Source organism: Dethiosulfovibrio russensis, from assembly GCF_021568855.1.
GTDB lineage: Bacteria > Synergistota > Synergistia > Synergistales > Dethiosulfovibrionaceae > Dethiosulfovibrio > Dethiosulfovibrio russensis.
Map to the genome: position 1 here is coordinate 225,356 of NZ_JAKGUG010000001.1, position 25,305 is coordinate 250,660.

Sequence of the window (25,305 nt, forward strand, 5' to 3'; positions counted from 1 at the left end):
AGGTTGTTGTCCCGATGGAGCCCGTATGGGAGGATCTCACGGAGGAGAGAGGTCTTAGAGGTGCCACCTAGACGTTATCGTATTATCTTGAGGAGTGATAGTGTTATGGTATCCAAAGAGAGCTCGTATCTCGACAGACGTCCTCTAAACGTCAGAGCTAGATGGGGTTCCGAGGACGTGGCATTGGTCAGCGGGCGAGATGTCTTCGGCGCTATGAAGCATAAAGGAGCAATCGCTTTGGCCGCGAACGCTAGACATCCCCTTACGGTAAAAGGGATTCTGAAGGCAGCAAAAAAACTCGATGCCGCGGTCGTGATAGAAATAGCGAAATCGGAGACCAACTATTGTGGAAGTAACTTCGATAGTCTGCCGGAGGCTGCCGTTCGGTACTCATCTGAGATCGGTCACGGAGCGGTCTTTGCCCTTCATGTGGACCACTACGGCATAAAAGGCTACGACGACGTTATTAAGGCGGTCTCCGACCTAGGCAGGATAGTCAAAAACGGTTGGACCTCAGTCGCCATAGACGCCTCCCATCTTCCCGATTGGGAGAATCTCTGTGCTACTAGAGATGTCGCCATGCACGTGCCTCCTTATTTTGGTCTGGAGGTCGAGGTAGGCGAGATAAAAGGAGCGGGGGAACTTTCAACGGTAGAGGAGGCTCTTTACTTCGTGGGCGGATTGAATTCCTGGAGCGTCTTCCCCGATCTTTTGGCCATCTCAAACGGGAGTTTACACGGTACCTACGATGCCTCGAAGGGGCAGGCGGAGGGGATCGATCTCAAGAGGACGAAGGAAATCGCCGAAGCCATAGCCCCCTACGGTGTATCCATAGCTCAACACGGCATATCCGGTACTGCCATAGACAAGTGTGCTGAATTCTCAAAATATGGCATAAACAAGGGTAACGTGGCCACTTTATTCCAAAACGTGCTGTTCGGAATCAAGATGGATCAGGAGACCGGTAACGCCGTAATAGAAGGGGATAGCTATGTGAAAGAGCCGGATCGAGGGATACCGATGGATCTATGGAAAGATCTGGTCTCTTGGTGCGACGGTCAGGGTTACAGTCGTAAGGACGGGAACTATAAAAAAGCCAATCTTCCTTTCTGGGAGCGGATAGCGTCTCTTCCTTCGGAGCGTGTCGATATGATAGTCGAGGAGACCCAATGGTGGGCCGAGAGGTTCATAAAGGCCTTCAACGCGGAGGGGACCGCCGAGATAGTCAAGGAAAGGATGTCTTCCAGGGAAAACTGGAATCCGTTCCCCGATACTAAGGTCCAAGCCTCTCGAGGGGATTTCGGTGCGGACAAAGCTCCCAACGCAGCTAAGAAAGACGGCGAGGACTACTCCGACTAGAACATTTTACCCAGAGGCCTCCTATTATGGAGGCCTTTACTATATAATTTCAAGGCCGATGTTCGATTTTAAAGGGGGCTTGGAAAATGCAGGATAGATCTATTCGCTTGGAGGATCACTTTCTGGATGTTCTGTCAGTGGAGATAGCCAACTATGAGAGGATAAGCCATCTACTTGACGATATGGAAGAAGCCCGTCTGGTCATAGATCCTGTCGTGGTCGATAGTAGAAAACTGACGTCCAGCTATATCAGACGCAATAGGGTGCCTTCTGGAGGGAGAACTCCGTTCGTAGTCTACTGTAGAATTCGTGGAGGAGGGGCTGCGAAAGAAGCCCTGGTAGAGGATTCTATAAGCAGATGGTACGGGGAGGAGATAATACTACGGGCGACGAAGAAAATCGTCGACAGGGGCTTTTACTCTCGTTATCAGGTGGAAGACGCGGTTGATAGGATCGGTTCGATGGGGTGGGTCCCTGTTGATTCCGACGAGGGCGGTCGTAGATGAGGCTATCCAAAACGGTTCTGGCGGTGCTATTGTTTTCTCTATTTTCGGTGTTTCCCCTTCCTTCCACTACTCTTGCTGAGGTGAAGCTTACAGCGGACAACATGACCTTTGACACAGCTACGGGGCTTTTGGTCGGAGTGGGAAACGTCACGTTGATAAGGGAGGATCTCAAGGTTATCTCCGACCGTTGCGAGGGCAGCTACAGGGAAAATACCGCCAGGATGTGGCAGAACGTCAGGGCCGAGGGAACCTGGAGCGGAGAGAGCCTTTCGTTTCACTGTCAGGAACTTAGCGCGTCCTTCTCTAAGCCGGAGAAAATATCCATGGTCGGATCCGTCGAAGGTCGTTTCGGAAGCCGTTCTTTGAAATGTTACGACGTTGAGATGATCGGAGATCGTTTTATAGCGACTAAGGTCTCTCGTTTTAAGGACGACGACGAAGGCCTTTCCCTGTCCTGTGATAGGGTGAAAGGAGCGATTGTCGAAGGTCTGCTTCGAGAGTTCGAGGCCGAAGGGTCCGTAAAAATGGAGATAAAACACGCAAAAGACGGGACTGTGACTAAAATCTCCGGTGGTAAGGCACTATACTCCAAAGACAGAGGTTCCATCGTTATGAGCGGAGGAGCGGTGGCGGTTCAGAGGGGTAGAAAGATAACCGCCAAAAACGTGGTCTTTTATCCGACCACAAGCAAGATAGAGGCGAAGGGGAACCCCAAGATAACCTTCGACGTGGAATGAGGTCGTGCTAACTATGACATCCCGAAACGGAGTGACCCTTTCTGCAGAGGGTCTGACGAAGAGTTACAGAAAACGGACCGTGGTCTCAGGGGTCGATCTGAAAATTCCTATGGGGAAGATCACCGGTCTCTTGGGGCCTAACGGAGCGGGAAAGACCACCAGTTTTTACATGATAGTGGGGTTGATAAGACCCGACAGAGGTCGTGTTCTACTGGGAGACAGGGAGATAACCGGCCTTCCTGTCTACAGGAGAGCCCGTATAGGAATAGGCTATCTGCCTCAGGAGAGCTCGGTATTTCGAAGTCTGACTGTTAGAGAAAATTTAGACCTCGTGTTGGAGGAGAGGCACATCGCTAAAGCGGAGAGACGGGAGATCGCAGATCGTCTGATAGAAGATCTGGGGCTTCAGAGACTGGTGGACGTGTCGGGATATGCCTTGAGCGGTGGAGAGCGACGACGGCTTGAAATAGCTCGCTGTCTGGCTATAATGCCGGATTTCATCTTCTTGGACGAGCCCTTCAGCGGGATCGATCCGATAGCGGTCTACGATATACAACAGATAATTCTAGGGCTCAGGGAAAAAGGCTATGGGATAATGATAACCGATCACAACGTCAGGGATACCCTGGCCATAACCGATAAAACCTATCTCATCCATAGAGGAGAGATAGTCATAGAGGGCAATCCCGACGAGGTAGCCAGAAGCGAGGTAGCCAGGAAGTTCTATCTTGGGGAGAGGTTTACCTGGTGATTTTTAATCAAAGAGGAGCTATTTCGTAGGCCCTCCCTCTTCTAAGGATTCTCTCTACCTTTTCTGCTGCAGAGGCCACCTTGACGCTGAGGGGAGCTCCCAGAACGACTCTATCTGGCTGTATTCCGATTACGAACGTTTCCAGATCGAACTGATTCAACATCAAATTTAAGGGCATGTCGTGATTTGTGAAAGAGACATCCGATATCCGTTCTATTGAAAAACGCCTGAAATCTCCTGGCATGAGCCCCATGTCGGAGGCGTCCACCAGGATCAGCCTTTCTGGGCTCTCTTTCTTTATGGCGTATACGTAATTTCCGGGAACGGTATAACACGTGTAAACCACCGTGTCGGCAGGAGGTGTCACCTTTAGTCTGTCCGATATTATTACCCCTACCGCGTCGTCTCCGTAGAGCTCGTTTCCCAGACCCCATATCATCGTTTTGTTCATCTCATGCACCTCGATCTATCTTGAACTGGAGGAAACTCTGTGTCTGTAATTCTCTCTCGTATGGTCAGAAACGCTCTTACAATGATGCTAGGAACCTTCGCTAGTCGCATACTTGGACTGGCTAGAGAGATCATAACCGCGGCCCTCTTCGGGGCCTCTCGTTCTCTCGACGCTTTCTATATAGCCTACACCCTTGCTAATCTGGCAAGGCAGCTTCTGGCTGAAGGGGCTCTCTCCGCGGCGTTCGTTCCGGTTTTCACCCAGGTCCTCGAGAAGGACGGACGTGGAAGGGCCGAAAACCTGGCCAGACAGGCCTCATCGGTGTTGCTTTTTTTGTGTGCCGCGGTAGTCGTCTTGGGTTATCTGATGTCTCCACTGTTGGTTTCCTTGATGGCTCCGGGATTCGACGTCGAAAAGGCCAATTTGGCGGTGTCCCTGACCAGGTGGATGTTCCCCTATCTTATGATGGTGTCCATGGCCGCACTTGCCATGGGAGTTTTAAACAGCATGGGCAGGTTTTTCGTGCCTGCCGTGGCTCCCGCCATGGCCAACGTAGCATATATTACGATCGTGCTCCTGTTTGCGTCAAGAAGCGGCGTATCCTGTCTGGTCTGGGCGGTCCTTCTAGGAGGGGTATTGCAGATGGGGGTACAGCTTCTGGCGGTTTCGAGGGAAGGAGTGTCCCTGCTTCCTGCGATACCTAAAAAAGGAGATCCCGAGCTCAAAAGGATGATGTTGCTCTTCCTCCCCTATGCGGCGGGCCTCTCTCTGAATCAGATAAACCCGATTATCAGCAGGGTGTTAGGGTCCTTTCTCCAAGATGGAGCAATATCGGTCCTTAACTACGCCAACAGAGTGATACAGCTTCCTCTCGGGCTTGTCGTGATAGCCATATCCCAGGCGGTGCTCCCAGAACTCTCGCGGTGTATGTTGGAGGGAGACAGGGTATTCTCTGAGACCGTTCGAGATTCGGTCAGGTTCGCTCTTTTCGCCATACTGCCGATAACGGTGGCGGCCTGTATGGTCTCTAGCCCGGTGATACATGTTCTTTTCTATAGGGGGGCTTTCGACGAATGGGCGTGGAACGCCACTTCTTTGGCCATGTCTATGTACGCTTTGGGACTTCCGGGAATGGCCTGTTCTACCGTAGTTATGAGAGCTCTTTACGCTAAGGGGCTTCCAAAGGCGGCCGTTGCTGTGACCGTTTCCAGCGTCGTCTCTAACCTGGTTCTCAGTGTCCTGCTCCTGCGCCCTATGGGATTCAGCGGGCTGGCTTTGGCTACCTCGATCGCCTTTACCCTTTCCTCGTTTGTTGGGCTTTCTCTTCTCGGTAGGAAAACGACACATAGAATAGGTCTTTTCGACATGTCGTGGATCGGGAAGAACCTGGTCGCTTTGTCGGCTTTAGCCGTAGCCCTGTACGGTCTCTCCACTTTGTATCCCTATCCTCAAGATGGTTTGATGGCCTGGAGGTCCCTATGGATCCTCTTTGCTGCGATTTTAGGAGGGGCTTCCTACATCGGAGGAGCCGCCGTTATGGGGTCCGGTGAACTTCGTTGGATAAAGGAGGCCGTTGTCTCCAGAAAGAGAAAGGATATAAAAAGACGTGATGAATCGAATAGGTAAAATGTTTATCTTCTCGCTTGCCGTGTCGGTGCTTTTTGTCGTCGGTGTCCCCTGTTGGGGAGGATCTTTTGAGGATTTGGAGGCCGACCGCTCCTCGGTTGTGTGGGTCGAAGGTCAGATTATGGGCGACATGGTATTAGGAGCAAAAGGGAAGTTGACCTTCCTGTTTATGGATAGAAAAATCTGTGATGCTGCTAGAGTGGATAGAGGGAGTTTGCCTGAGTGGCTGATATGGAACCTCCAGTATGAATCGGTAGCAAGAAAAGGGAAAAGAGAGTTCTTCCTGTTAAGATACGAGGCGATAAAAAACTGGGAATTCGACCCGACCGATATAAAGATAGGAGGATACAAATTAAAAATGGGCGATATCGTGTCCAGGAAGGACATGATAAACGTAGGTCCCCTGTCTTCCGGTACGGTAGCGACGTTGGCGTTTTCCGTCCCCAGATCTTTTATGAAGCCGGGGCGTTCTCTGGAGATGGCTTACGCTGAATGGACGACCGATTGGATCGTCCCGAGGAGGTGAGGTTAGTGCACGTCTTTAAATGCGCGGCCTGCGAAAAGGAATTCAAAAGCGAAAAAAGAGAGCTTAGATGTCCTTTTTGTGGCAGCAATGTCTTGATTCACGTCAGCGGAGAAAGGTTCAATTCGAAAAGTTGCAGCGGTAACTGCAGTTGTTGCAGCGGCTGTGGGAGTTGAGTTTATGGGGTTCCTGACATTGGCCATAGAAAGCAGTTGCGACGATACCGCCGTGGCCATACTTGAAGGCCAGAGAAACGTACTGTCCTCCACGATGTCCTCTCAGGTGGAGAGCCATGCTCCCTTTGGGGGAGTTGTCCCGGAATACGCCTCCAGGATGCACCTGGAGGCGACTCTTCCCTTGGTGGACAGGGCTTTAGCTGAAGCCGATGCAAAACCGTCGGATCTGGGCCTCATAGCAGTGACCGCTGGACCGGGACTGATGGGATCCTTGCTGGTAGGTGTCATGACTGCCAAGGGATTGGCCCAGGCCTGGAAAAAACCGATCCTAGGGGTAAACCATCTGGAGGGACACGTGTTCGCCAATGTGGTGAATCATCCCGACCTCGATCCTCCTTTTATAGCGATGATAGTCTCCGGCGGGCACACCGAAGTTGTCCTCGTGGAGAACCTGGGGTCTTACAGGATACTGGGGGGAACCAAAGACGATGCCGCAGGAGAAGCGTACGATAAGGTGGCTAAACTTCTGGGCCTCGCGTATCCGGGAGGACCTATCGTGGACGAACTGGCGAAGGACGGAGATCCCCAGGCATTCGACTTTCCCGTTCCCTTGAAAAAATCGGATGAGATATCCTTCAGTTTCAGTGGCTTGAAGACAGCCGTACTCTGGCAGATAGAACGCATAAAGAGAGAAGGTACCTCTCTTCCAGTGAAGGACATCTGCGCCTCCTTTCAGAGAGCTGCCGTAGAGGCGCTGATATGTAAACTGGATCTGGCTGTCCAAAAGACCGGGGTTGAAAAGGTGGTGTTATCCGGAGGTGTCGCCGCCAACAGCTATCTCAGGGGAATGGTTCTCGATCGCGGAGACTGGAAGGGGTATGTCCCAGATTTGTTCTATTGTACCGACAATGCCGTCATGATAGGTGCGGCGGGATACCACGGTTGGATGAGAGGACGTAGAAGCGGCTTGGACTTGTCGCCTTCTCCATCGTGGAGCATTATGGATGGAGTTTGACCAAATGTGATTATGGAAGAAAAACGGCGATTTTAAGTTATAATGCCGATTATTTGTGTCACGATGCCTCTAGTCTCTCTTGAGATTTAAAGGGGCTGCCTGTATTATCAACAGCGTCGGTTAGCACTCACAAGGTTTGAGTGCTAATATCACCAAAGAAATTTTGAGGGAGGTATTTAGCGTGAATCTCAAACCCCTTGCGGATCGTATCGTAGTCAAGGTAGTTACCAGTGAAGAAAAGACAAAAGGTGGACTCTTCTTGCCCGACACTGCCAAGGAGAAGCCTCAGGAAGGCGAGGTAATGGCCGTAGGTTCCGGAAAAGTTCTGGAGAACGGTCAGAAGCTCCCCCTTGAGCTTAAGGTCGGCGACAGGATCATCTTCAGTAAGTATGCCGGTACGGAGGTAAAGATCGATGGAGACGAATACGTGATCTTCAGCGAGAGAGACGTTCTCGCCGTTATAGAGAAGTAGACGTTTAAGATCGTTAGCCTTTTAATTTACCGATAGAAAGAACGGGAGGTTCGACAAATATGGCAAAAATTCTCGCTTTTGGTGAGGAAGCTCGTCGCGCAATGGAGCGCGGGATCGATAAAGTCGCTGATACCGTAGGTGTTACCCTTGGACCAAAGGGACGTAACGTGGTGTTGGAGAAGAAATTTGGCTCTCCGACGATCACCAACGATGGTGTCACCATAGCCAAGGAGATAGAGCTGGACGATCCCTACGAGAACATGGGCGCTCAGCTGGTCAAGGAGGTCGCTTCCAAGACCAACGATGTGGCCGGAGATGGCACCACCACGGCTACTGTTCTCGCCAGGGAGATAATCCACGAGGGGATGAAGAACGTCGCAGCCGGTGCTAACGGGATGTTCCTCCGCACCGGTATCGAGAAAGCCGTCAGTTTCATAACCGAAGACCTGAAGAAGAAATCCATACAGGTTAAGGGTAAGTCGGAGATCAGTCAGGTAGCCTCCATCTCCGCCAATGACGAGGTGGTCGGCAAGCTGATCGCCGAGGCGATGGAGAAAGTCGGCGAGGACGGGGTCATTACCGTAGAGGACAGTCAGACCATGGGAACCACCCTTGAGACCGTGGAGGGGCTCCAGTTTGACAAGGGCTATATCAGTCCCTATATGGTCACCGATCCCGAGCGTATGGAGGCTGCCCATGAGGACGCCTATATCCTGATATACGATGGCAAGATCAGCAACATCAAGGACGTTCTTCCCATATTGGAGAAGGTCGTTCAGACCGGAAAACCTCTTCTCATAATCGCCGAGGATATCGAGGGAGAGGCTCTGGCGACCCTGGTCGTCAACAAGTTGCGTGGTACCATGCAGGTTGCTGCGGTCAAGGCACCCGGCTTCGGCGAGCGTCGTAAAGCTATGCTTCAGGATATTGCCATAGTGACCGGCGGAGAGGTCATCACCTCCGATCTGGGAGAGAAGCTGGAGAACGTGGAACTCTCCAAGCTCGGTAAGGCCAAGAAGATCCGGGTTACCAAAGAGGAGACCACCATAGTCGAGGGTGCCGGTAACCCCGAGGATATTCGCAAGAGGGCCGCTCAGATTCGCAAGGAGCTTGAGGACTCAACCTCCGATTACGACAAGGAGAAGCTCCAGGAGCGTCTTGCCAAGATAGTTGGAGGAGTCGCTGTGATACAGGTCGGCTCCGCTACCGAGACTGAGCAGAAAGAGCTGAAGCTCAGGATCGACGACGCTCTGGCCGCTACGAGAGCTGCCGTTGAGGAAGGTATCGTTGCCGGAGGCGGTGTCGCCCTGGTCAGCTGCATCGATGGCTTGGCCAAGGAGATAGAGAAGCTCAATGGAGACGTAAAGACCGGCGCTAGCCTGGTTCTCAAGTCCCTCTCATCGCCTCTCCACCTTATCGCCACCAATGCCGGCCTTCAGGGCGACGTTGTGGTAGAGAAGGTAAGAGGCCTGGAGGATGGTTTTGGGCTTAACGCTGCCACTGGAGATTACGTCAATATGATCAAAGAGGGGATTATCGATCCCGTCAAGGTTACCAGGAGTGCCTTGGAGAACGCGGCTTCCGTGTCTAAGATGGTCCTGACCACCGAGGCTCTTGTGGCCGACAAGCCCGAGGAGAAGAGCGATCCTGCTGCCGGAATGGGCGGTATGCCCGGCGGAATGGGCGGTATGTACTAGATTCTGTCCTAGAGGACCTTTCCGGAACCCCCGGTTTTTCACCGGGGGTTCCTTTTTTCGATTTTATCGCTTGAAAGATCACCAAGGCCTCCCTTTCTGGTATCATGAACGGAGCGACGGGAAGGTTCGCATTTAAACGGGGGAGGAACTTTGAGATCATGGAAAATATCGTGATTTTGGACTGCGGCTCTCAGTTTACCCAGCTGATAGCCAGGCGCATCAGGGAATTGAAAGTACACAGCGAGATAATGCCGTGGGACTCCACTTTGGAGGAGATAGAGGCCAGATCTCCCATGGGTGTAGTTATATCCGGAGGTCCTAGAAGCGTGTTGGAGGAAGGCGCTCCCTGGATAGATTCTGCCATACTGAATATGTCGGTCCCTGTGATGGGACTCTGTTATGGGATGCAGTACATCTGTAAGGCAATGGGAGGAAGGGTGCGGTCGTCCACAAGCAGGGAATACGGTCGAGCTCACGTCACCATAGTGGATGAGAAGGCAACAGTCTACGATGGAGTTCCCTCCAGGACCCAGGTCTGGATGAGTCACGGCGACGACGTTGAGGCCATCCCCGATAACATGGTCTTGACTGCCAAGACTGACGACGGCGTTGTCGCCGGTTTTCGCAGTTCCGACGAGCGATTGGTGGCGTTTCAGTACCATCCCGAGGTTGCCCATACGGAACATGGAACGATCATGCTTTCTAACTTTTTGTTTAAGGTATGTGGCTGTAGTGGAGACTGGGACCTGGGAGACTGGGTGGAGAGTTCCGTGGCCTCCATCAGATCTAAAGTCGGCGAAGACCGGGTTATCTGCGGTCTCTCCGGAGGCGTGGATTCCTCTGTGGCCGCCGCTTTAGTGTCCAAGGCTATTGGGGACAGGCTTAAGTGTATCTTCGTGGACACCGGGATGCTCAGGGACAAAGAAGCGGTGGAGGTGTTGGAGAGCTACGAGGCAATGGACTTAAACGTAGTTCACGTGGATGCGTCGGAACGCTTCCTGACCGCATTGGAAGGTGTTACCGACCCGGAGAGAAAACGTAAAATCATCGGTGAACTCTTCGTGAGAGTTTTTGAGGCCGAGTCGGCGAAGATATCCGACGCCAAGTGGCTTTTGCAGGGAACCCTCTATCCGGACGTCATAGAAAGTGGCCATCAGGGGAAGAACGCAGCGGTCATAAAGAGTCATCATAACGTTGGAGGTCTTCCCGAGGACATGGATCTGAAGGTCCTCGAGCCACTCAGAGATCTCTTCAAGGACGAGGTAAGGGCTATCGGAAGGATACTCAAGGTACCTCAGGATATAGTCAACCGTCATCCCTTCCCCGGTCCAGGCCTGGCCGTTCGTTGTCTTGGAGATATTACCAAGGAAAAGCTGGACGTCCTTAGGAAGGCCGATCGAATATATATCGACGAGATAAAAAGGGCCGGTCTGTACGATAGTATATGGCAGGCTTTCGCGGTGTTACTTCCGGTCTATACCGTAGGGGTTATGGGCGACGACAGGACTTATGCCAGGGTTTTGGCCCTTCGAGCTATAACCTCCTCGGATGGAATGACCGCGGAATGGTTTCGTTTTCCAATGGAGGTTCTCGACAGGGTCTCCACCAGGATATGTAACGAGGTCTCCGGAGTAAACAGGGTAGTTTACGACGTAACGAGCAAACCGCCTGCAACCATAGAATGGGAGTAGTTTCGGGCCGGACCTTTGCTTGTTTTTATCCTGTCCCTTTACTATAATGTTGGAGCTTTGACGAGGTGATCCTCCTATGGGGGACCTCGTTAACGGTGTGTTGTATCGAACACAGAGGAGGTCTGTTTTATGGGTCAAGTGTTTTTGCTTGTCGGTTTTTCCGGGATTCTGGCCCTGATCTATGCGATGATGGCTTATCGCAAGGTCAGTGGTTTCAGGGTCGATAACGAGAGGGTGGAGGAGCTTTCCAGCATCATCCATCGCGGTGCCATGGCTTTTTTGAACAGAGAATATCGTTGGCTTTTCCCCTTCGTGATCTTGGTTGCCGTGCTTTTAACCTGGAAGCTCGGATTGCCCACAGCTCTGGCTTTCGTGCTCGGAGCCATGTGCAGCGCCGTTGCCGGATACATCGGCATGAACGTCGCGACCAAGTCCAACGGGAAGACCGCCTATGCTGCCACAAGAGGGATGAACCCCGCTCTCAACGTGGCTTTCAAAGGCGGCAGTGTAATGGGCATGGCGGTTGTCGGGCTCGGTGTATTGGGAATACTGGTTTGCTATTTCCTGTATCGTGATCCCAGCGTCATAACCGGTTTCGGATTCGGTGCCAGTTCCATCGCCTTGTTTGCCCGTGTCGGTGGAGGAATCTACACCAAGGCTGCCGACGTCGGAGCAGACTTGGTCGGCAAGGTCGAGGCGGGGATCCCCGAAGACGATCCCCGAAATCCTGCCACCATCGCCGATAACGTCGGAGACAACGTCGGAGATATCGCCGGCATGGGAGCCGACCTTTTCGAGTCTTACGTGAACTCCATAATAGCCGCCATGGCTATAGGGGTCATAGTTGCCGGAGGCGTCGGTGTCGCATACCCTCTGGTGCTGGCCGGTATAGGGATAATTTCGTCGATCCTCGGTACCGTAGTCGTTAAGGTCAAAGAGGGAGGCAACGCACAGGCCGCTCTCAGAAAGGGAACCTTTCTTACCGGGGCTTTGATGATGGTGGGAGCTTTCCTGGCCACCAAGTTCATGATGGACGATATCGCCCTTTTCTGGAGCGTCCTCTCCGGGATCCTGGTCGGTGTCCTTATAGGCTGGGTTACCGAGATATACACCTCGGCAGACTATAAGCCGGTGAAACAGATAGCCCAGGCTACCGAGACGGGTGCTGCCACGACGATCCTTTCCGGGATCGCGGTGGGAATGATATCCACTGTAGTCCCCGTTATAATGATATGTGTGGCCACTCTGGTCAGCTATAAGTTCGGCGGCCTTTTCGGCATAGCCTGTTCCGCCGTTGGGATGCTCTCCATCACCGGTATGACCCTAAGCGTAGATGCCTATGGTCCCATCGCCGACAACGCCGGCGGTATCGCCGAGATGAGTAAGCTTCCTCCTGAGGTCAGGAAGATAACCGATAAACTTGACGCCGTCGGCAATACCACTGCCGCTATGGGCAAGGGATTGGCTATAGGTTCAGCCGCTCTTACTGCTCTGTCCCTGTTCGCCGCCTATGCTGCAGCGGTGAACCTCCAAGCTATCGACCTCAGCAACCCGACCGTCATGGCCGGACTCTTTCTCGGTGGAATGCTTCCCTTCCTCTTCAGTGCCCTAACCATACAGGCTGTAGGAAGAGCTGCAGAGAAAATGATAGACGAGGTCAGACGTCAGTTCAGGGAGATTCCCGGCATCATGGAGGGAACGGCCCGTCCGGAATACGAAAAGTGCGTCGAGATTTCTACCGGTGCGGCTCTCAAGGAAATGGTCTTGCCCGGTCTTTTGGCCATAGTATGCCCCGTTTTGGTCGGTATCTTCCTCGGTCCCGAGGCGCTCGGTGGACTTTTAGGAGGAGCCATAGTTACAGGTGTAATGTTGGCTATATTCATGTCGAATTCCGGAGGAGCCTGGGATAACGCCAAAAAGTATATCGAGGAGGGACATCACGGAGGCAAGGGCACCGAGCAACACGCCGCCGCCGTGGTCGGAGACACCGTCGGAGATCCCTTTAAGGATACCTCCGGTCCGAGTCTCAACATTCTCATCAAGTTGATGTCCGTCGTGGCCGTTGTTATGGCCCCTCTCTTCCTGTAGCAGGAGATATTTAAGCCTACGAATCGGATATCCGTTTTACCATCTAAAGCGGGGAGAGCATATGCTCTCCCCGCTTTTTGATAGACTTATCTTTCGAGGGGGTGAGGCAGTGGGCGATGACGTGGATAGAATAAAATCCAGACTAGATGTAGTGGATATCGTCGGAGATTACGTAAAACTGACCAGGAGCGGGAGAAACTACAAAGGTCTCTGCCCTTTTCATGAAGAAAAAACTCCTTCTTTCTACGTATCCCAGGAGAGACAGTCTTGGCATTGTTTCGGATGCGGGAAGGGGGGAGACATTTTCAGTTTTGTCATGGAAAAAGAGGGGCTTTCTTTTTCTGAAGCTCTCTCCCTTCTGGCTCGCAGAGCAGGTATAGAGATCGAGTCATATCGACGAAGCGACGGATCCGGTAAAAAAACTCTTTTCGACATAATGGAGGAGGCTTGTTCCCTTTTCAGAAAATGTATGGATGGGGATCAGGGGAGTGTCCCTCGAGGGTATCTGGATCGTAGGATGATCCCTCCCCAGGTCCGGTCGTCATTCGAGTTGGGATGGTCCCCCCCCTCTTGGTCTTTTATGGTCCAATATATCAAGGAAAAAGGGATATCCTTGAAGGACGCGGAGAGGTGTGGACTCGTCCTCAGAGGAGATCGAGGTCCTTACGATAGATTCCGAGGTAGGGTCATCTTTCCGATCAGGGATATCACCGGTCGCTTAGTTGCTTTTGGTGGACGTATCGTCGATGGCGACGGAGCAAAGTATCTCAATAGCCCTGAGACCGAGATCTACAGCAAAAGGAGAACCCTTTATCTGATAGACAAGGCTAAGGGGGCTATAAGAAACGGCGGGCACTCGATAATAGTCGAGGGATATATGGATGCCTTGCGACTTCACATGGAGGGCTATTCTCAGACGGTAGCGACCTTAGGTACTGCTTTGACGGAAGATCAGGCGACCATATTAAAACGATTGGCCGATGAGGTCTTCATCTGTTACGATGCAGATCAGGCGGGACAGGCTGCGGCAATAAGGGGTATGTACGTCCTTCAGAAAGCAGGATTATCTGTAAAGGTCGTCGCTCTTCCCGAGGGACAGGATCCGGACGATCTTTTGAGGTCCGACGGTGGGAAGGCCTCTTTCGACGGTTGTCTGGAAAAGGCCTTGCCCCTGATAGAACATCATATAAAATTGCTATCTCCTGCCATCAAGGATGATAGGACCAGAAAGTCGGCGATTCACGATCTTCTAGAGGGCCTTTCACACATAGACGTGACCGATGTCTCTCCCTATCTTCCCTCTTTAGCCGCTTTGTTGGGCATCAGGGATTTCGAGGTGTTGGATGCATTGGAGAAGGTTCGTTCCGGACGCAGGAAGAGCGGCCGTTTTGTCGATACAGTGATCCCTCCATCCCTTTCGGATGAGGACAGGGATAGCCAGGAAATGCCTCCTTTGCCTGAGATAGCTCTGATCTCCTTGCTCTGGAGCGAGTGTGATCTTCGTAGAAAATGCGATACCCGAGAGGTCGTGGAACTTCTCTCCGATCCGAGACTTAAACTCATGGCCGGTTCCATAATGATGGGAGAATCCCCCTCCTCTCTGGAGAAGCGATGGCTCGAGATGGGGGAGACCTTTCAGCTTCGTGTTTTAGCCCGAGGAGGAGCCTATCTGGACGAATTCACTCAAAATTCCGACTGGAAATGGCGACATTTTTGTCATCTTCTCTATCGCCAAAAGGGGCAGATGAGGTATAATGAACTTCGTGTAAAAATGCTCAAAGGGGAGGCTACGACCCGGGAAATAAGGGAAATGGAGGACCTTCGACAGAAACTGGTATCCCAGAAAGGTTCCTGATTGTGGAAAAGGACGGTGGTTGTGGTATGAAGCACATCGTTGACCAGCAGGAAGTAAACGACGATCTAGATATAGGAGCGGATCATACCGAGATCGTTCTGGACCAGTACCTCGATAAGATAAAGGAAATCCTTCTCGAGGGGCAGAGCAAAGGATTCGTTACCAAAGAGGACATCAAACGTCATATGACCCCTCAGACCCTGAACGAGGTGTTACTGGAGAAGATATACGATAATCTCCGAGCCTTGGGGATAGATATCCAAGGGATCGACGACGAGGACGAAAAAAAAGGAGACGATTCCTCTTCTCGTGTTTCCGGAGAATCGGTCTCCTCCGACTCAGGGGGCGGGGGAGATCCTGTCAGGATGTACCTTCGGGAAATCGGCACCATCCCTCTGTTGAATCAACCTCAAGAGGTGGAACTGGCTAAGAGGATAGAGATGGGGGACGACGAGGCCAAATCTCAGCTGATAGAGGCCAACCTTCGTCTGGTAGTCAGTATCGCTAAGAAATATATGGGCCGTGGTATGCTCTTTCTGGATCTAATACAGGAAGGTAATCTTGGGCTCATAAGGGCCGTAGAGAAGTTTGATTATTCTAGAGGATATAAGTTTAGTACATACGCTACCTGGTGGATTCGACAGGCCATCACCAGGGCAATAGCGGACCAGGCTAGGACCATAAGAATACCGGTCCATATGGTGGAGACCATCAACAAAGTGATGAGAGCCTCTCGTAATCTAGTTCAGAGCTTGGGAAGAGAGCCCACCGACGAGGAAATCGCAGCGGAGATGGGTATAGAACCGGCCAAGGTAGTCCAGATAAGAAAGGTCGCTCAGGAACCCATATCCTTGGAATCCCCGGTAGGGGAGGAAGACGACAGCGAGCTGGGAGACTTTATAGAGGATAAGGACATGATAAGTCCAGACGACTCCACCTCAATGGAGTTCCTGAGGGATCAGTTGGACGATGTCCTTGAGGGACTTACCGACAGGGAGAAGCAGGTTCTCCGACTTCGATTCGGTTTTGACGACGGTCAATGCTACACTCTGGAGGATGTCGGTCGTCGATTCGGAGTCACCAGAGAGAGGATTCGTCAGATAGAGGCGAAAGCATTGAGAAAACTTCGTCATCCAAGTCGGAGCGTTACTTTGAGAGATTACATGTCTTGATTCTTTGGGGGGCCCATGGCTATCAGATTGGATAAATTTTTAAAACTTGCCAGATTGGTTAAGAGAAGGACTGTAGCCCAGGAGATGGTGGAAGCTGGCGCAGTGAGGATAGATGGTAGGAAAGTTAAACCATCGTCGGACGTGAAGGTCGGTTCCACCCTTGAGGTGGCCTTTCCCCGCAGGCTTCTGGTAGTGGAGGTCTTAGTGGACGAGGAGACTGTCTTGAAGAGACGGGGCTGCGAGCCTTACAGCTTGATAGAGGATAAAAGGGTGGATCCAGAGACTAAGCTTTGGGATCGATAGTTATTTACTTGCAGGATTGGGAGGTAGTCGCATGAGCACCATAGTTGGAATACACGGCAGAGAAATTCTCGATTCGAGGGGAAACCCGACGATAGAGGTGGAGGTTGCGCTGGAATGTGGCGTGATAGGCAGGGCTGCCGTTCCCTCGGGAGCTTCTACTGGAACCTTCGAGGCGGTGGAATTGAGGGACGGAGGCAGCCGCTATATGGGAAAGGGGGTCCTTAAGGCGGTCGAGAACGTCAACGAGAGGATCGCTTCGGAGATCGTCGGAATGGACGTCTCGGAACAGTCCTATATAGACGGTTCCATGATCGATCTGGATGGAACTCCCAACAAGGGAGATCTCGGTGCCAATGCCATCCTGGGAGTGTCTCTGGCGGTAGCTAGAGCCGCTTCCGATTACTACGACATGCCTCTTTGGGGGTATATCGGTGGGTTAGGTCCTTTCACCCTCCCGACCCCCATGATGAACGTCATCAATGGAGGTGCACACGCCGACAATAACCTGGATATTCAGGAATTCATGGTGATGCCTTACGGCGCATCTAGTTTTTCCGAGGCTCTCAGGATGAACGTAGAGATATACCATACCTTGAAGAAGATGCTCAAGGAAAAGGGCTACTCCACGTCACTGGGAGACGAGGGAGGCTTCGCACCTAACCTGGGAAGCAACAGAGAAGGGTTCGATATACTGGTCGATGCGATAGGGAAGGCCGGATATACTCCCGGCGACCAGGTAGGTATAGCGGTAGACGTAGCCGCCTCCGAGCTGTTCTCCGACGGAGTATACTCGTTTAAGGGAGAGGGCAAGTCCTTTTCCGCCGAGGATCTCAACGGTTACTATGAAGGTCTGTGCAGGGATTACCCCATAGTCTCCATAGAGGACGGAATGGCAGAGGAAGACTGGGAGGGCTTTGCCCTGATGACCGAGACCTTGGGCGATAAGATCCAGATCGTGGGAGACGATCTTTTCGTCACCAATCGAGATCGCCTGAGCAAAGGAATAGAGATGAACTCCGCAAACTCCATATTGATAAAACTCAACCAGATAGGTACTCTGACCGAGACTCTTGAGGTCATAAGGACGGCTAAAAACGCCGGTTTCTCCACCGTTATATCTCATCGTTCAGGTGAAACCTCGGACACTTTTATCTCCGACTTATCCGTTGCTGTGTCGGCGGGACAGATAAAAACAGGAGCTCCTGCCAGAACCGACCGAGTCGCCAAGTACAATCAGCTTCTTCGTATAGAGGAAGCTATAGGCTGTTGCACCCCTTATGCCGGGTCCTCCTCTATAAGAGGGCTTAAGGTTCGTAGGTGAAGGTTGCACCATCGATGGCGGATGAGGGATGCGGATGAAGGTCGCGGAACCTACGGTAGAGCGATTGGTCCAGTATCGTAGACTTCTGGATCGTATGGACAGAGACAAGGTACAGGTAATCTCCTCCAAGGAAATAGGGGATATGCTGGGTTTCAAGGCCAGCCAGGTGAGAAAGGACCTATCTTACTTCGGAGAAATAGGAAAACGAGGCGTTGGGTATAACGTCGATCGACTTTTGAAACACGTATCCGATATACTATCTCCTCCTAGGAAATGGAATGTAGGCCTGGTCGGAGTAGGAAGGCTTGGAGAGGCCCTGTTGGACCATAAGGCCTTTTTGTCGGATAAATATGAGATCGTAGCGCTTTTCGACGTCTCGGATGAAAAGGTAGGAGAGACTTTTTTCGGACGGCCATGTTTTCACGTCGACGATATGCCTGAAAAACTGGAAGAGATGGATATAGAGATACTCATACTGACGGTTCCTAAAGACGCCGCACAAAGATGCGTGGATGCCGGTACGGAGAAAGGACAGATAAAAGGAGTTCTGAACTTCTCCCCTTCTTCCGTAGTCGCTCCTCCAGGTCTCATAGTGTACTCCGTCGATATTTCGGTAGAGCTGGAGAAACTGCTCTTTTATCTGAAGCACGAGGGAACCGAAAGTATATAAACTTCCCGGTCCATGGTAGAATAGTTATTCCTGGTCGTGGACAAGGGATATAAGATATAGGAGGCGGTATCGTTGAATCAAACTGGACAGGCGGGCGCGATGCAGATGTTTTTTCCTCTGGTGATATTCGTCGTCATCTTCTACTTCTTCATCATAAGACCACAGAAGAAGCGTCAGAAGAAGCACGATGAACTTTTAGGATCTCTAACCAGAGGGGACCGAGTAGTGACAGCCGGTGGATTCATCGGCATCGTGAGAGAAGTAAAGGACGATAGCCTGATCCTCGAGATAGCCGACGGCGTCAAGGTCAGAGTCCTTAAGGGGTCCGTTTCCAGCAAAATGGTTACTGAAACCCCTGATGCCAAGAAGTCGGTAAAGGACGAGACCACGTCCGAGCCCAAGAACGATAACACGGAGGATAAGGGCGAGGACTCAGACGAGGCGAAGTAGAAACCTTCGGTTTCGACCGGAGTGGGTGTCCTTGACGCATCCACTCCTTTTTCGTTTTTTTATTTTTTTTTTTTGAGGAGGTAGTGACGTTCTATGCTGAGAAAAGATCGTTGGCGGCTCACGTTGGTAGCCGTCGTCGTTATCGCCGCCTTGGCGTCGGTTTTCCCAATAAAAGGGCGGATTCATCTCGGACTCGACCTCAAGGGAGGAGCGCATATAGTTCTCCAGGCAAAGGGTACCGACGAGAACCCCTTGACCGGCGACAGCGTCGAAAGACTCCTTGCAGTCCTTAGAAACAGGGTCGACCAATATGGCGTATCCGAGCCTCTCATACAAAGGGAGGGGCAGGACAGGGTGATAGTGGACCTTCCAGGTGTGGAAAACCCTGAACAGGCTCTTGAACTGATAGGTAAAACCGCCCTTTTGGAGTTCAGACAGGTAGTTCAGGCTACCTCCGCTCTGCCTCCTAAAGCTCAGAGGGAGAACTACGATTCCGATGAGGAATACCAGACCGCCGTTTCAAGATGGAACGAGGTAAAGGTCGACAGGGACGAACTTGAAAGCCGTTTGCGATCGGAGGCTTCCTCCAAGTCTGGTGCGGTAGTGGGAAGCGATGAGGCCGGACGTATATACCTTCTTGGACCGGTGTATGTCGGAGGGAAAGATCTCAAGGACGCCAAGGCGACCTACGATAACCTGGGAAGGCCTGTCGTAAGCCTGGAGTTCAACGACGATGGCTCAAAGCTCTTTGACTCGGCGACAGCCGAGAACGTCGGCAATCAGATAGCCATAGTGCTCGACGGAACTGTGGTTTCCGCCCCGGTCGTTCAGGAGCGGATCAGCGGAGGTGCAGCCCAGATCTCCGGTCGTTTTACCCCGGAAGAAGCTCGCAACCTAGCTATTATGCTTCGTGCCGGAGCCTTGCCAGTTCCTGTCGATGTACTTGAGAACCGTTCGGTCGGGCCTACTCTGGGAGCGGACTCGATCAATTCGGGGCTTAAGGCAGGGCTTATAGGGTGTGCCCTGGTGATCCTGTTTATGTTGCTCTATTACAGGATCTTGGGGATCGCCGCCGATATAGCCCTATCGGTAACGATCTTGATCCTCTTCGCTTTGCTGATAAGCTTTAAGGCCACTCTCACCCTTCCCGGAATCGCCGGTATCATCCTTACTATAGGAATGGCCGTCGATGGCAATATATTGATATTCGAACGTATCAAAGAGGAATACAGAGACGGCAAGACTCCTTTCGCTTCGCTGGATTCGGGGTTCAAGAAGGCTTTCAAGACGATTCTCGATGCCAACGTGACTACGTTGATAGCGGCAGCGGTCCTCTACTATTTCGGAAGTGGACCTATTAGGGGATTCGCCCTTACTCTGGCTTTCGGAATAGTGGCCAGTGTCTTCAGCGCGGTTTTGGTGACCCGTGTCCTTCTCCAGGTCATGGTCAGCCATAACAGCATACCTTCTCTGGCTCGTAGGAAGTAACGGGAGGCCGGTCGATATGAATAAAGCAGCGGAATATCGTTTTAATTTTATGGCTTTTCGTAAAAAAGCCATGGTTTTGAGCATGGTTTTACTGTTGGTGAGCTTAGGCTCTTTGTTTTCCAGAGGTCTTAACCTAGGGATAGACTTCACCGGAGGCAATTTGGTCCAGTTGGAGTTCGGCTCTTCCGTAGAGGTTGGAGAGGTTCGAGATGTGTTGGCCGGGGTCGGTCAGGACAAGGCCGTTATACAAGCCTATAGCGACAAAGGGGTCATCATAAGGATGAAGGCCGACGAAGAGGACGCTCGACGAGATGTACTTAATGCTCTCAAGGCTAAATACGACTCTGTCCAGGTCCTTCGATTCGAAAAGGTGGGACCTGTGGTAGGTAGTCAGCTCCGCAAAGAGGCTTTCATCGCTCTCGGGCTCGCTCTGGTGGGGATATTGATCTACATCACTGTTCGGTTCCAATTTCGTTTTGCCGTGGTCAGTGTTTTGGCCCTTCTCCACGATTCTATAATAACCCTGGGAATATTTAGTCTCATGGGAAGAGAGATATCGGTCACCTTTATAGCGGCGATTCTGACCATCGTGGGATATTCCCTGAACGATACCATAGTGGTTCTCGACAGGGTGAGGGAGAACTGGAAACACCTAAGAGGCTGGGGAATCGACGGCCTTTTCAATGTATCGGTAAACCAGACTTTGTCCAGGACGATAAATACCTCGCTTACCACGTTCCTTCCCGTTTTGGCCTTCTACATATGGGGAGGCCCGGTCCTGTCGAACTTTTCATTTGCCCTCATGGTAGGGATAGTAGTGGGGACCTACAGTTCCATCTACGTGGCCAGCTCGATACTGGACGAGTGGTTCACCAAATCTCCGGTCAAACATTAGTTCGGACAGTTTTTTCAGAGAGGAGGAAGCCTGGTGCTCCTCCTCTCTTTTTATTACAATGTCCGTCGGAGAGTTTTCGATGACTTTTCCCCGAAGGAGTTGCTTAGATAAGTGTTGCCTACCTGTACATTCGACGACATTAGACTTATATCCATAGATGACGACATCCTGAAAATAGCAGGGAAGATGAACTGCTCGGATGTCGTAGCAGCTGTCTTGAGTTCCAGAGGAGAAGATGGCCCGATAAATATAGAGGACTTTCGCATCGGAGGTATCGATGAATCTTTGTCCTCTCTGGACCTCGGTCCCGGAGTATCAGAGGCTGCGGATACATGGAAAAGAGCTGTCTCAAGTCGTTCCGTTCTGGTCTACGGCGATTACGATGTAGACGGGATAGCTTCCACTGCCTTAGCGGTGGAATTGGCAGGAGTCTCCGGTGCCTCTTCGGTTCATTACTATCTTCCTCACAGACAGAAAGAAGGATATGGAGTACATCTTCCCCTGATCAGAAGGGCTTTGGCTCAAGGGGTCCAGACCTTGATAGTCACCGATTGCGGTTCCAAAGACGTAGAGCCCTTGAGGGAGGCGGTCGATGGCGGTATGGCCGTCATCGTTTTCGATCATCACTCGGTGGACGGAGATACGATCGATTTACCCGCCTTCGTAAATCCACAAAGAGGCGGTTCTCAGGAGGCCAGAAATCTCTGCGCTACATCCGTTCTCTGGTGTTGGGCCGCTGTCTCGTCCATCGTTTCCAGAAGATGGTTGGAGGAGAGATTGGACCTTGTGGCCTTGGCTACCGTGGCCGACTGCGTGCCTATGGGCAAGCTCAACAGAGTCTTGGTCGACAAGGGGCTTGAGATGCTCCGAAACACGAGACGATCGGGAATTAAGGAGCTTTATGCTCGTCTAGGGGTCTCTACCGCCGTATTGGACGAAGAGACCTTGGCGATGAAGGTTATTCCCTGTCTCAACGCCGCGGGGCGAATGGACGTGGCCGATCTGGCCCTTTCTATCGTTCTCGGAACGGGAAACGTGGCAGGTGACGTCGATAGGCTGGATGCCTTGAATCGCAGGAGAAAAGATCTGTCCGCAGATATCTCTTCGTCTATAGCCGAAAAGATAGAGAGAGATATGGAGCACGTTCTCTACGATGATAGATGGCCAGTGGGGGTGTTGAGCGCCATAGCCAGTCGTCTATGCCATTCCTATGAAAAGGGATTTGCACTGGCGGCACCTTCAGGAAACGGAATAAAGGGGACCTTGAGAGTCCCTGAGGGAGCCAACGCCGTCGGGATATTGTCCGAACTGGACGATATGCTCACCGCATGGGGTGGGCACCCATATGCAGCGGGGTTTTCCGTCGATCCCTCTAGATGGGGAAAACTGTCCTCCAGACTTTCGGAGAAACTCAGATCCATAGTTCCTGAACGGACCGTAGAGACCGTCATAGACTACGATCTTTCCCGTTTCGATATGGCATTGTGGAGGGATCTACGTACCATAGGACCTTTCGGGCAATTAAACCCGTTCCCATGTTTTTTTATCCCTAGGCGGGGAGGGGAAAGACTTTTGCCTCTCGGAAAAGGGGAAATCCACTGTAAAATCGACGTGGGGTCAGGTTTTCTGATAGCTTTCAACGGAGCCGAACAACATCGAGATATGGATAATATAGCTGGATGGCTATATAGACCCCGACTCAATCAATGGAAAGGTAGAATAAATTTGCAATTCTTGGTGGAGAAGATAGTCCTATCCTGCTAAACTTGACGGTTACTCCGGAGGTGAGAACCTTGACGAACGAAACCGATAAATCGCCCAGCAAGAGAGAGCTTCTATCCCTTAGAGATAGTTTTATGGGACGAATTCCCACGTCCCAAAGGTCTGTAACTGTAAAGTTTGCCTGGCAGGAGTTGTGGTCGAAGGTCTCCCGTTATCTTTCCAAGGAAGAGCTTATGGAGCTCGGCGAGGCCTTGATATTCGCTGCCGAGGCTCACGGTGAACAAAAGAGAGGAACCGGCGAACCCTATATAATTCACTGTGTCTATGTAGCATCGATACTTGCCGATATGAAGATGGACGTCAAGACCATGGAGGCCGCCTTATTGCACGACTGTATAGAGGATACCGTCGTCACCAAAGAAGCGCTGGCGGAACGGTTTGGCGAAGAGGTAGGGGTTTTGGTCGACGGGGTCACTAAACTGGGCAAACTTCCCTTTAAGTCTTTCGAGGACTACCAGGCAGAGAACCTCCGAAAGATGTTTCTGGTTATGGCCAAGGATATCAGGGTAGTTCTGATAAAACTGGCGGACAGAACCCATAACATGAGGACCCTAGGGGCCCTTCGGAGGGACAAACAACAGAGGATAGCCAAGGAGACCCTTGAGATATACGCACCTTTGGCCCATAGGTTGGGAATATATCAGGTCAAAAGGACTCTGGAGGACCTGGCTTTCAAGTATTACGATCCCAATATGTACTACGAGATAAAGAAGAAGGTCCAGAAAAGGCTGCCCGAGAGGGAAGCCACAATAAAGAGGGCTATAGATGTGCTGGAGGAAAAGCTCAACTCTCAGGGAATAGATGCCCTGATAAAGGGACGAGCAAAGCATTTCTACAGCATTCTCGAGAAGATGAACCGCAAGGGACTTTCTGTCGACCAGCTTTACGATCTTTTGGCGATGAGGATCATAGTCGACGATATCACGACCTGTTACACGGTTCTCGGAATAGTCCACACTATATGGAAGCCCATACCGGGGCAGTTCGACGACTATATAGCCAACCCTAAGAACAACATGTATCAATCGCTTCACACTACGGTGGTAGGTCCTTCCGGCGAGCCTTTGGAGGTTCAGATAAGGACCTGGGAGATGCACTGGCTGGCGGAATACGGTGTAGCGGCTCACTGGCGCTACAAAGAAGGTGCCGACAAGATGGACGACCTGGATGCCAAGCTGGAATGGATCAGGAAGGCCATAGAGGGCGGCCAGGAAACTCGTCCCGATGAGTTTATGGAGAGGCTGAAGGACGATGTCCTTACCTCCGATGTCTTCGTCTTCACCCCTCAGGGAGACGTGAAATCGCTTCCTAGAGGGGCTACTCCGGTAGATTTTGCCTACGCCGTACATACCCAGGTTGGAAATCAATACGTAGGAGCGATGGTAAACAACCGGATAGTTCCCACCGATTATGAACTTCAAAACGGAGATATCGTAAAGGTTCTTACTTCCTCCCAGGGAAAACCCTCTCGGGACTGGCTCAAGGTAGCGAAGAGCAGTAAGGCTAAATCCAAGATCCGGACCTATTTTAAACATCTGGATTCGATAGCCAAGGCGGAGTCCCTCCAGCGTGGCAGAGACCTGGTTGATAGAGAGTTGAAAAAACGCCTGTCCGGCAGTGAGGAGAGCCCTCATTCGCCGGAGGAGATCACCGCCGCTTTGAACAGGGTTGCCAGAGATATGGGTTACAATAACGGCGACGATGTCTTTTTCGCGGTGGGATCCAATAACCAGTCCGCAGGGCCGATCGCCGCTAGAATTTGTTCGATATTATCCAGCCACGACGGTAAGTCCGATCTGAGAGGCGATGGCAAGGGCGGTTTCGATAAAAAAGACAGCAACGCAGATATAGTCGTGGAGGGAGCCGATGGCGTACTGGTGTCTCTCGCTAATTGTTGTAAACCGGTGCCGGGAGACTCAATAGTTGGATTTGCGACCCGAGTTCGAGGGATAACCGTACATAGGGAAAACTGTCCCAACGTTTCGTCCGTTTCTTCCGATAGGTTGATCAGCGTCGCATGGGGAAATACCTTTAAAAAGAGATACGATGCCAGGATTCTGGTAGAAGGACTCGACCGTCCCGGACTTTTTTCAGACGTAGCTCAGGCGGTCACCAAGGCTGAGTCCAGCTTGTTATCCGTGAAAGCCAACCAGATAGGTGGAGGGCAGGCCAGGATGAAACTGGAGGTAACGGTCAGGAATCTGGAGCATCTTTACGCCGTTATAGCCAGGATAAATACCGTTAAAAACGTCATAGACGTGTCCAGGGGGTAATCTT

22 protein-coding genes are annotated in these 25,305 nt (G+C 51.7%); 21 read left to right on the forward strand and 1 reads right to left on the reverse strand.

The genetic code is table 11. The features are described 5' to 3' along the window. Positions 1 to 105 precede the first annotated feature (105 nt). From L2W48_RS01130 to lptB, 4 genes are all read left to right on the forward strand, one after another. Entirely contained in the window at positions 106 to 1,359 is a 1,254-nt protein-coding gene (locus tag L2W48_RS01130) for a class II fructose-bisphosphate aldolase (RefSeq protein WP_236097821.1), read from the forward strand. An 86-nt stretch (positions 1,360 to 1,445) separates the two neighbouring features. After that, positions 1,446 to 1,865 carry a hypothetical protein gene (locus L2W48_RS01135; RefSeq protein ID WP_236097823.1) on the forward strand — a complete coding sequence of 140 codons (420 nt, stop codon included), beginning with the start codon at positions 1,446 to 1,448 and terminating at the stop codon, positions 1,863 to 1,865. Beyond that, a complete protein-coding gene (locus tag L2W48_RS01140; RefSeq protein ID WP_236097831.1) occupies positions 1,862 to 2,602 on the forward strand; it encodes an LptA/OstA family protein in 741 nt (246 codons plus the stop codon). The genes L2W48_RS01135 and L2W48_RS01140 overlap by 4 nt, the downstream gene beginning before the upstream one ends. A gap of 13 nt (positions 2,603 to 2,615) precedes the next feature. Next, on the forward strand, positions 2,616 to 3,353 hold the full coding sequence (gene lptB / locus L2W48_RS01145; protein WP_236097833.1) for an LPS export ABC transporter ATP-binding protein: 738 nt from the start codon (positions 2,616 to 2,618) through the stop codon (positions 3,351 to 3,353). A 7-nt stretch (positions 3,354 to 3,360) separates the two neighbouring features. Here lptB and L2W48_RS01150 read toward each other — a convergent pair whose 3' ends face one another. After that, on the reverse strand, positions 3,361 to 3,804 hold the full coding sequence (locus L2W48_RS01150; protein WP_236097835.1) for a hydrogenase maturation protease: 444 nt from the start codon (positions 3,802 to 3,804) through the stop codon (positions 3,361 to 3,363). 39 nt (positions 3,805 to 3,843) lie between these two features. Here L2W48_RS01150 and murJ point away from each other — a divergent pair, with 39 nt between their 5' ends. The 17 genes from murJ (at position 3,844) to L2W48_RS01235 (ending at position 25,301) form a co-directional block, all read left to right on the forward strand. Beyond that, complete coding sequence (gene murJ / locus L2W48_RS01155; protein WP_236097837.1) at positions 3,844 to 5,430, forward strand: murein biosynthesis integral membrane protein MurJ; 1,587 nt, start codon at positions 3,844 to 3,846, stop codon at positions 5,428 to 5,430. Position 5,431: 1 nt separating this feature from the next. Beyond that, entirely contained in the window at positions 5,432 to 5,956 is a 525-nt protein-coding gene (locus tag L2W48_RS01160) for a hypothetical protein (protein ID WP_236116490.1), read from the forward strand. A gap of 177 nt (positions 5,957 to 6,133) precedes the next feature. Next, on the forward strand, positions 6,134 to 7,144 hold the full coding sequence (gene tsaD / locus L2W48_RS01165; RefSeq protein WP_236097839.1) for a tRNA (adenosine(37)-N6)-threonylcarbamoyltransferase complex transferase subunit TsaD: 1,011 nt from the start codon (positions 6,134 to 6,136) through the stop codon (positions 7,142 to 7,144). A 181-nt stretch (positions 7,145 to 7,325) separates the two neighbouring features. Further along, on the forward strand, positions 7,326 to 7,616 hold the full coding sequence (gene groES / locus L2W48_RS01170) for a co-chaperone GroES (RefSeq protein WP_236097841.1): 291 nt from the start codon (positions 7,326 to 7,328) through the stop codon (positions 7,614 to 7,616). Positions 7,617 to 7,675: 59 nt separating this feature from the next. Beyond that, entirely contained in the window at positions 7,676 to 9,313 is a 1,638-nt protein-coding gene (gene groL, locus L2W48_RS01175) for a chaperonin GroEL (RefSeq protein ID WP_236097843.1), read from the forward strand. A gap of 158 nt (positions 9,314 to 9,471) precedes the next feature. Next, positions 9,472 to 11,004 (forward strand): glutamine-hydrolyzing GMP synthase, encoded by a 1,533-nt coding sequence (guaA, locus tag L2W48_RS01180; protein ID WP_236097845.1) that lies wholly within the window; start codon positions 9,472 to 9,474, stop codon positions 11,002 to 11,004. Positions 11,005 to 11,133: 129 nt separating this feature from the next. Further along, positions 11,134 to 13,092 (forward strand): sodium-translocating pyrophosphatase, encoded by a 1,959-nt coding sequence (locus L2W48_RS01185; RefSeq protein ID WP_005661623.1) that lies wholly within the window; start codon positions 11,134 to 11,136, stop codon positions 13,090 to 13,092. A gap of 109 nt (positions 13,093 to 13,201) precedes the next feature. After that, positions 13,202 to 14,947 carry a DNA primase gene (gene dnaG / locus L2W48_RS01190; RefSeq protein ID WP_236097847.1) on the forward strand — a complete coding sequence of 582 codons (1,746 nt, stop codon included), beginning with the start codon at positions 13,202 to 13,204 and terminating at the stop codon, positions 14,945 to 14,947. A gap of 26 nt (positions 14,948 to 14,973) precedes the next feature. Next, positions 14,974 to 16,119 (forward strand): RNA polymerase sigma factor RpoD, encoded by a 1,146-nt coding sequence (rpoD, locus tag L2W48_RS01195; RefSeq protein WP_236097850.1) that lies wholly within the window; start codon positions 14,974 to 14,976, stop codon positions 16,117 to 16,119. Between the two features lie 15 nt (positions 16,120 to 16,134). Further along, on the forward strand, positions 16,135 to 16,422 hold the full coding sequence (locus tag L2W48_RS01200; RefSeq protein ID WP_236097852.1) for an RNA-binding S4 domain-containing protein: 288 nt from the start codon (positions 16,135 to 16,137) through the stop codon (positions 16,420 to 16,422). 31 nt (positions 16,423 to 16,453) lie between these two features. Next, a complete protein-coding gene (eno, locus tag L2W48_RS01205; protein WP_236097853.1) occupies positions 16,454 to 17,743 on the forward strand; it encodes a phosphopyruvate hydratase in 1,290 nt (429 codons plus the stop codon). Positions 17,744 to 17,777: 34 nt separating this feature from the next. Beyond that, positions 17,778 to 18,413, forward strand: coding sequence for a redox-sensing transcriptional repressor Rex (locus L2W48_RS01210; RefSeq protein ID WP_236097855.1), 636 nt, complete (start codon positions 17,778 to 17,780; stop codon positions 18,411 to 18,413). A 72-nt stretch (positions 18,414 to 18,485) separates the two neighbouring features. Continuing rightward, a complete protein-coding gene (yajC, locus tag L2W48_RS01215) occupies positions 18,486 to 18,863 on the forward strand; it encodes a preprotein translocase subunit YajC (protein ID WP_236097857.1) in 378 nt (125 codons plus the stop codon). 93 nt (positions 18,864 to 18,956) lie between these two features. Continuing rightward, the gene (gene secD / locus L2W48_RS01220) at positions 18,957 to 20,351 is read left to right on the forward strand and encodes a protein translocase subunit SecD (RefSeq protein WP_236097858.1); all 1,395 of its coding nucleotides are present in this window, start codon (positions 18,957 to 18,959) and stop codon (positions 20,349 to 20,351) included. A 16-nt stretch (positions 20,352 to 20,367) separates the two neighbouring features. Then, positions 20,368 to 21,246 (forward strand): protein translocase subunit SecF, encoded by an 879-nt coding sequence (gene secF, locus L2W48_RS01225; protein ID WP_236097859.1) that lies wholly within the window; start codon positions 20,368 to 20,370, stop codon positions 21,244 to 21,246. Positions 21,247 to 21,360: 114 nt separating this feature from the next. After that, complete coding sequence (locus L2W48_RS01230; RefSeq protein WP_236097860.1) at positions 21,361 to 23,010, forward strand: single-stranded-DNA-specific exonuclease RecJ; 1,650 nt, start codon at positions 21,361 to 21,363, stop codon at positions 23,008 to 23,010. A 29-nt stretch (positions 23,011 to 23,039) separates the two neighbouring features. Further along, a complete protein-coding gene (locus tag L2W48_RS01235; protein ID WP_407928676.1) occupies positions 23,040 to 25,301 on the forward strand; it encodes a RelA/SpoT family protein in 2,262 nt (753 codons plus the stop codon). Positions 25,302 to 25,305 lie beyond the last annotated feature (4 nt).

Excerpts from the sequence above, each read along its gene's own strand:
- L2W48_RS01135 (WP_236097823.1), top strand. The coding sequence starts at position 1,446 with ATGCAGGATAGATCTATTCGCTTGGAGGATCACTTTCTGGATGTTCTG.
- L2W48_RS01200 (WP_236097852.1), top strand. The coding sequence starts at position 16,135 with ATGGCTATCAGATTGGATAAATTTTTAAAACTTGCCAGATTGGTTAAG.
- guaA (WP_236097845.1), top strand. The coding sequence starts at position 9,472 with ATGGAAAATATCGTGATTTTGGACTGCGGCTCTCAGTTTACCCAGCTG.
- L2W48_RS01185 (WP_005661623.1), top strand. The coding sequence starts at position 11,134 with ATGGGTCAAGTGTTTTTGCTTGTCGGTTTTTCCGGGATTCTGGCCCTG.
- L2W48_RS01140 (WP_236097831.1), top strand. The coding sequence starts at position 1,862 with ATGAGGCTATCCAAAACGGTTCTGGCGGTGCTATTGTTTTCTCTATTT.
- eno (WP_236097853.1), top strand. The coding sequence starts at position 16,454 with ATGAGCACCATAGTTGGAATACACGGCAGAGAAATTCTCGATTCGAGG.
- L2W48_RS01210 (WP_236097855.1), top strand. The coding sequence starts at position 17,778 with ATGAAGGTCGCGGAACCTACGGTAGAGCGATTGGTCCAGTATCGTAGA.
- L2W48_RS01160 (WP_236116490.1), top strand. The coding sequence starts at position 5,432 with ATGTTTATCTTCTCGCTTGCCGTGTCGGTGCTTTTTGTCGTCGGTGTC.
- secD (WP_236097858.1), top strand. The coding sequence starts at position 18,957 with ATGCTGAGAAAAGATCGTTGGCGGCTCACGTTGGTAGCCGTCGTCGTT.
- groL (WP_236097843.1), top strand. The coding sequence starts at position 7,676 with ATGGCAAAAATTCTCGCTTTTGGTGAGGAAGCTCGTCGCGCAATGGAG.
- rpoD (WP_236097850.1), top strand. The coding sequence starts at position 14,974 with ATGAAGCACATCGTTGACCAGCAGGAAGTAAACGACGATCTAGATATA.
- secF (WP_236097859.1), top strand. The coding sequence starts at position 20,368 with ATGAATAAAGCAGCGGAATATCGTTTTAATTTTATGGCTTTTCGTAAA.
- lptB (WP_236097833.1), top strand. The coding sequence starts at position 2,616 with ATGACATCCCGAAACGGAGTGACCCTTTCTGCAGAGGGTCTGACGAAG.
- L2W48_RS01150 (WP_236097835.1), bottom strand. The coding sequence starts at position 3,804 with ATGAACAAAACGATGATATGGGGTCTGGGAAACGAGCTCTACGGAGAC.
- tsaD (WP_236097839.1), top strand. The coding sequence starts at position 6,134 with ATGGGGTTCCTGACATTGGCCATAGAAAGCAGTTGCGACGATACCGCC.
- L2W48_RS01130 (WP_236097821.1), top strand. The coding sequence starts at position 106 with ATGGTATCCAAAGAGAGCTCGTATCTCGACAGACGTCCTCTAAACGTC.